This is a genomic window from Bacillota bacterium (assembly GCA_012727955.1).
GTDB lineage: Bacteria > Bacillota > Limnochordia > DTU087 > JAAYGB01 > JAAYGB01.
This window is the reverse complement of the sequence record JAAYGB010000048.1, coordinates 1-5,631: the sequence shown is the minus strand read 5'-3', so window position 1 is coordinate 5,631 and position 5,631 is coordinate 1. Positions and strand designations below refer to the sequence as shown.

Sequence of the window (5,631 nt, the reverse complement as noted above, 5' to 3'; positions counted from 1 at the left end):
TCTTGGGAAATATTAGGATGTAACCACAGAATCCTAGTTAGCGGCAGAACAAAAGGCCGCCCGAGATCGTGATGGACGGCCAATAGATTAGTCCTTCGGTTAGCAACAGTACACCTTGACCCTGATTCGTCTTTCCCTTTGACGTCTCCTCTTGCGTCTTTTCTTTCTTTTCTTGTCATCATCGTTACTGTCTTCCCCTGTTTCGTGACAAAATCCTTGTTTTTCCTTGAAGTACACCCTCGCCGACCAATCGACGTTTTCTAAAAAAACCAAGTTGTTTGGCTCTGCTAGTCCCTCATCAATGATCTCCGCCTGGAGCCTTAGGATCTGTTCTCCACACCGGGGCAGCCTTTGGAAGCACTGGAAGGACCACGGGTAAACTATGAAGGTATCGTCATCGGGTTCCGACTCAGTATAGCGTACTCGCCGTTGACACAGGATTCTTCCCTCTGCGTCAAGGATGCGGAACATGAAATCAGCAACGGCGTTAGCACTATCACTGCTATCAAAGTGGGCTCTGATATTCCCCGTAACCACGTGATGAACCTTGGACCCCTCTGCCCCACAAATTGTTAAGGTAGCCACGTCCCGCCAAATCATCTGGGAGTTCTCCTCACCGTTAAAGGCAGCCATGTTGCACTGGGTGCAGAACAACTGTGTACTAGTGGAGCTGCGGAAGTTTCCCAGCTTGCAGCCGGTCTGGTACTTGGGTTTCTTAGCCACAGTATCCTCCCTCTCCTGCAATGAAAGATTGTGAAAGTCACCGCGTTCTCTATATCTTACAGGTTGTTACCCGATGAAGGGCACAGGAGGCAGGGGCCAGATCTCCACAAGTCATCAACTGGTATCTAGCCTAGCAGGGTGTTGTCACAAGACCGAGGCCTATGCTCCTACCTGAGTATTGATGCCTCTTTCTCGCCGCCGACAACTTTTTTCAAGAAATTGCGAAAATGGGAGTCACGTACTAAAGCATCCTTCCTACCGAGACCATACCATAGCACTAGGAAGGGGGTTCGCCAGAGTGGCAAAATCTACAGGCAGAAGACGAGATTTAGCGTGTGTCCTAGTCCCAGAGGTCGTTGGCATAGGCACCGCGCAAGCAATGGTTGTCGAGGAAATACCTCTGTTCAAGGGGATAAGGGTGCAGCAATCAGTGTCGAGGACATCGACACCAAAGTCCAGGTTGAGCACTGCGTTCCATGTAACGGCAAGGTGATTATCAATGCGTTGGTGAAAAAGAACGTAACCTTCAAGACCCGAGAAAAATCCGAAGACGACGATGATACACAGGTGATCTTTGGGACAATCCGACACGCCACAATCACCACCCCGGTTCACACCTTTGTCGAGGTGCCGGGTGCCTTGTCAGGAGATCAATGCGTCATCGAAGAGGCTGGGCTTGAGGATGCCTGTTCCTTCTACGAACCACTGGATGAGGATGAGTATGGACATTTCACCACCATCCTTGACAAACAGATCCTTCGGTTTGTGGTCAAGGTAGTGCGGCCAACGCAGTTTACCATCCCAGTAATCACCCGACCCGACATCTGCCCTGATGTTGATGACCTACTAGATGACGAAGTTCGACCACTCGAATACCAGGAGGATGAGCTAGAATCATAAGGACCTTGCTCATCCGCTACCAGCCTACGACAGGCTGTGGGGACATTCACCCCGTCAGCGGTGAATGTCCCCAGCCCCTACAAAACCACAGTTCCCAGCCTTGCGCCACTGGGTAGTTACTTTCGAAAGGGCCGTTCTCGAATCAACCTGGGAGCGGCCCTTGCTGCTAGCCCGCGACGGACTGGGAAGTAATGGTATGAAGCCGCCCGAGATGAACCCAGGCGGCTCTTTGCTATTGCTTCTTGCCCCATACTGCCATTGACTAATAGTACACCTTTGACTTAAACTTCTTTACCTTTTTCTTATCGCGACCATCATGGTCGTCGTCATCGTCATGACACTCATCTTTTCCGCAGGCGTCCTTGAAGAACACAGTGGCCGCCCAGTCAACATTCTCGAGGAAGACTTGGTTATTGGGCTCCGCAAGCCGCTCGTCAAGCAAATCAGCCTGCAGTGTCAAGACCTGGTCTCCACACTCGGTTAGATGCTGGAAGCACTGGAATGCCCAGGGGAAGATGACCTCGATGTCAGCATCGGGTTCGGATTCAGTATAGCGAATTCTCCGCTGACAGATGACGCGCCCCTCTTCGTCAACAATGCGGAACAGGAAATCTGCTACCGCATTGGTGTCGTTGCTTTCCTCAAAGGTCACACGGATATTACCGGTGACGACGTGATGGACGTCGGAATACTCCGTACCACAGATGGTCAAGGAAGCAATATCTTGCCAGATCACCTCGGCGTCATCATCGCCGTTAAAAGCAGCCATGTTGCACTCTGTGAAGAAGAGCTGCGCCTTAGTTGGATTACAGATGTTGCCATGCTTGCAAACAACGCGGTCTTTCTTTTTCTTACCCATCTAGTATCCTCCTTTCACTCTGGTAGGTGCTTGCTTTGGAGCACCGGTGACTTTCGCTATATCATATAGGGCCGCTGCTGAAGATGCATCCCACATAAGGACTAATTGTCCGTAATTGAATCTAAATTCTTACTCCTTTGATCCCAGAAGGAAAGGAAAGGGGAATTCTCGACATAGAAGTTGAGGCGCCTGCGGCATTGATCCTAACCCATCCTGGAAGATCCGCTCATCGGATAGAACACAAATCCTATTTGCCTCATACCATATATTGGGGCTATGAAGGGGGGATCCCATTGGCGCAGGCAAAAGAAAGACCGCGGGATTTGGTATGTGTCCTGGTGCCAGAGGTCATCGGGGTTGGTTCTGCACAGGCAGTAATAGTGCAGGAGATCCCTTTATCAAAGGAAAGGGACATCGCGGCTATCGGAGTTGAGGACTTGGGTTGCGAGGTAACAGTGGAACGCTGTACTCCATGCTCAGGGAAGGTGTTCATCCAAGCATTGGTGCGAAAGACTGTAGCCTTTCGCTCCGAAGTGAGCCATGGGGTGATCGGGCACGCTACTATCCAGACGCCCATTCATACTTATGCAGAGGTGCCCGAGGCGCTGCCATCTGACTATTGTATCGTCGAGGAAGCAGCAGTAGATGACTCCTGCTCCTTCCATGAACCTCTGAATCCAAATGGAGACGGCACCTTCACCGCCCTCGTTGACCGAACACTGGTCCGAATTGTCATTAAAGTAGTCCGCCCCACCCAACTCACTATTCCAATTATCCCCTGCTCCGACATCTGCCCCAGCCTGAAAGACCTCAACAATAGAAGATAGAAACAGGCAAGGGCATTCGCCTCATCAAGTAGGAGAATGCCCTTGCCCTTGTCCCCACTGAATTTCGTCCCCGGTATCGCTGGGTGATTCTTGCTTCAGCGGTTCAACTTCATCGGTATGTTGCTCCCCTTCCGCAGTCTCCACTTCACCACTGGGATGCCCTTGGGCATCACCGGATTGGCCCTGGTACATCACCGCCCGGGTATCCTCACGCTTTGCCACCACCTCAACGGAAGACCGTAGGGAACGGATGCCATGCCCCTCCGCCGAGGGAGCATTCTCCCCGGGAGCCGACGGGACTGTGCTAATTACCGTCGAGATGGCACCCCGATTGCCAGGGTAAAAAAACTGAGAGTAAAGCAGTGGAACAACCTTCTCTTGACGGCGGAGCCGTTGATGCACGAAGAAGGGAAGGCTGTAGAGGGACTTGCTTGCCCCCCAATCAATATCTCTCATCTGACACTCCTCCCAACCCATCGGTGATCCACAGTATGCAGTTCCTGGGCCAGGGGTGTCTTAAATAGGATAAATTTCCCTAATGCCTTTGGTACGAATAGTAGTATGTTACAAGCCCCTAAAGTAGTGAAGTTAGGAAGAACGACTTATTACACTCCTCGGCTAAGTTCATAGGATAGAGTAAAAGAACGGAGGTGAAAGCTATGGGTGCGATTTGCCCACAACAATTAGGAAATCCCGGGTGTTTTCTAATTCCAGCGGTAGTAGGAATAGATTCCACCCAAATTCTCGTTACTAATCAGATCGAACTAGACGAACCCGCCATCATGATCAACAGCGTAGACACCATGGTCAACGTTACCAGCTGTACCGTCTGTACCAATCGAGTTATCTTCAACGCCATCGTTACGAAGAACATCACCTACAAGACTGCCGGTAGGGTAGACACGATCAACGACGACGTTACCTTGGTGAGCGGAAAGCTGCGCCATGCTACCTTCTTTGTACCCGTCTCTGGCTTTGTTGAGATCGAGGGCGCTGATCCAGCAACAGACCAGTGCTGTGTAGAATTTGCCGGCTTGGAGCCCAGTTGTCAAGTAATTGAACCGGTAAATGTTGATGATGATGGAACGTTCCAGATGGTGATCGACAAGGAGATCATCCTGTTTACAATCAAGGTTCTGCGACCAACCCAGGTTACTTTGAACTTAGTTACCGGTGACGGCTTCGCTTGTCCAGGCGCAACCGAGGAACAGGCAGCTGCTGGCAGAATTCCCAGCCAGTGCCTCCCCGTTGGCCCGATAGCTCTTCCTGAGGCGCAGACCTATAAGCGCTAGCAGATACTGAAGGGCCGTTCTCAACCACCTGAGAACGGCTTCCTTAATTGCTCTCAATCTGAATCGGACTGACACCCACCAGATCGTCCCGAGGGTCCCCCAGAGCAAATTCCGGTCGGCCCCGATGCCGCTCATTGGGTCCCGGAACTTGGGATAGGTCAATCTGAGACAGATCCACACTGGGATCAATGGGAAAGGACCAGTATTTACTGCTCAGCCGAGGGTTAGCATCCTCTTGCTGACCCGATGGCAGACTCTGACTCCTTACCACAGAGGCCAACACTGGAGTTACCACCGGTTCCGCCGGAGTGTCATCTATCCGGACAGGTTCCTGGAACATGGGGACATACTCTCCGGAGTTATGGTAGTATATATAGCCTCGCAGAGGCACCTTCTTTCGCCGCGGGGGTTCCTCCTGCTCCGATATCTCCGATACCGAGGCACTGACTTCTTCACTTTCTTCGCCCTCGTCGGAGACTTCTGGCTCAGTTGTGACCGAGGCAACGGCCACTTCCTCGGACTCCCCTTCGCCTTCCTGTTCCAGCACCGGCTCTTCTACCGATGCTGTTGGCTCCTCGGCCTCTACTTCTGATTCTGATTCCTCTTCTTGCACTGCCGGCTCCGCTATCAGTTCTTCTGGGAATGCCTCCAATTCCTCAGGTTCCCCTTTCGGCAAGCTTACGGCAAGGCTGGAGCGAATCGTATCCTGCAGATACTCATGATAAACTGCGAACAGCCCGATTTGGGTAAGAATAATGCCCACTCCAAACAAAGCAACTTCGATGGATAGCAGGTATAGAGAGTATCCGATGAAAGCGATACCTAACAACACCGCCACCATCGCACCTGTCATCAGCACACAGATCACCGCCTTCAGACCTTCTGGGGCTAGGTCATAGTACGTTGGTGATATAGTATATGTATCTCATGGGGCGGCGTTACCAACAAATCCTACGGGCAGCCGCACCTATCAGTGGGCTCCCAGCACAGAGACCTTCAACCCACCTTGACGGCGAAGAGAAGTTCATTG

7 protein-coding genes are annotated in these 5,631 nt (G+C 51.7%); 3 read left to right on the top strand and 4 right to left on the bottom strand.

The window, feature by feature from the left end:
- Positions 1-99: 99 nt before the first annotated feature.
- Complete coding sequence (locus tag GX030_08795) at positions 100-723, bottom strand: hypothetical protein (protein NLV92472.1); 624 nt, start codon at positions 721-723, stop codon at positions 100-102.
- Positions 724-1,056: 333 nt separating this feature from the next.
- On the opposite strand from GX030_08795, the gene GX030_08790 reads away from it, so the two are divergent.
- Positions 1,057-1,623 carry a DUF3794 domain-containing protein gene (locus GX030_08790; GenBank protein ID NLV92471.1) on the top strand — a complete coding sequence of 189 codons (567 nt, stop codon included), beginning with the start codon at positions 1,057-1,059 and terminating at the stop codon, positions 1,621-1,623.
- A 262-nt stretch (positions 1,624-1,885) separates the two neighbouring features.
- Here GX030_08790 and GX030_08785 read toward each other — a convergent pair whose 3' ends face one another.
- Positions 1,886-2,482, bottom strand: a complete 597-nt coding sequence (locus GX030_08785) for a hypothetical protein (GenBank protein NLV92470.1) — start codon at positions 2,480-2,482, stop codon at positions 1,886-1,888.
- A 293-nt stretch (positions 2,483-2,775) separates the two neighbouring features.
- Between GX030_08785 and GX030_08780 the strand changes: the two genes are divergently transcribed.
- The gene (locus GX030_08780) at positions 2,776-3,309 is read left to right on the top strand and encodes a hypothetical protein (GenBank protein ID NLV92469.1); all 534 of its coding nucleotides are present in this window, start codon (positions 2,776-2,778) and stop codon (positions 3,307-3,309) included.
- Between the two features lie 24 nt (positions 3,310-3,333).
- Here the strand turns inward: GX030_08780 and GX030_08775 are convergent, their stop codons facing one another.
- The gene (locus tag GX030_08775) at positions 3,334-3,765 is read right to left on the bottom strand and encodes a hypothetical protein (GenBank protein NLV92468.1); all 432 of its coding nucleotides are present in this window, start codon (positions 3,763-3,765) and stop codon (positions 3,334-3,336) included.
- 203 nt (positions 3,766-3,968) lie between these two features.
- Between GX030_08775 and GX030_08770 the strand changes: the two genes are divergently transcribed.
- Positions 3,969-4,601 (top strand): DUF3794 domain-containing protein, encoded by a 633-nt coding sequence (locus GX030_08770; GenBank protein ID NLV92467.1) that lies wholly within the window; start codon positions 3,969-3,971, stop codon positions 4,599-4,601.
- Positions 4,602-4,644: 43 nt separating this feature from the next.
- Here GX030_08770 and GX030_08765 read toward each other — a convergent pair whose 3' ends face one another.
- Positions 4,645-5,460 carry a hypothetical protein gene (locus tag GX030_08765; GenBank protein NLV92466.1) on the bottom strand — a complete coding sequence of 272 codons (816 nt, stop codon included), beginning with the start codon at positions 5,458-5,460 and terminating at the stop codon, positions 4,645-4,647.
- Positions 5,461-5,631 lie beyond the last annotated feature (171 nt).

Excerpts from the sequence above, each read along its gene's own strand:
- GX030_08775 (NLV92468.1), bottom strand. The coding sequence starts at position 3,765 with ATGAGAGATATTGATTGGGGGGCAAGCAAGTCCCTCTACAGCCTTCCC.
- GX030_08770 (NLV92467.1), top strand. The coding sequence starts at position 3,969 with ATGGGTGCGATTTGCCCACAACAATTAGGAAATCCCGGGTGTTTTCTA.
- GX030_08785 (NLV92470.1), bottom strand. The coding sequence starts at position 2,482 with ATGGGTAAGAAAAAGAAAGACCGCGTTGTTTGCAAGCATGGCAACATC.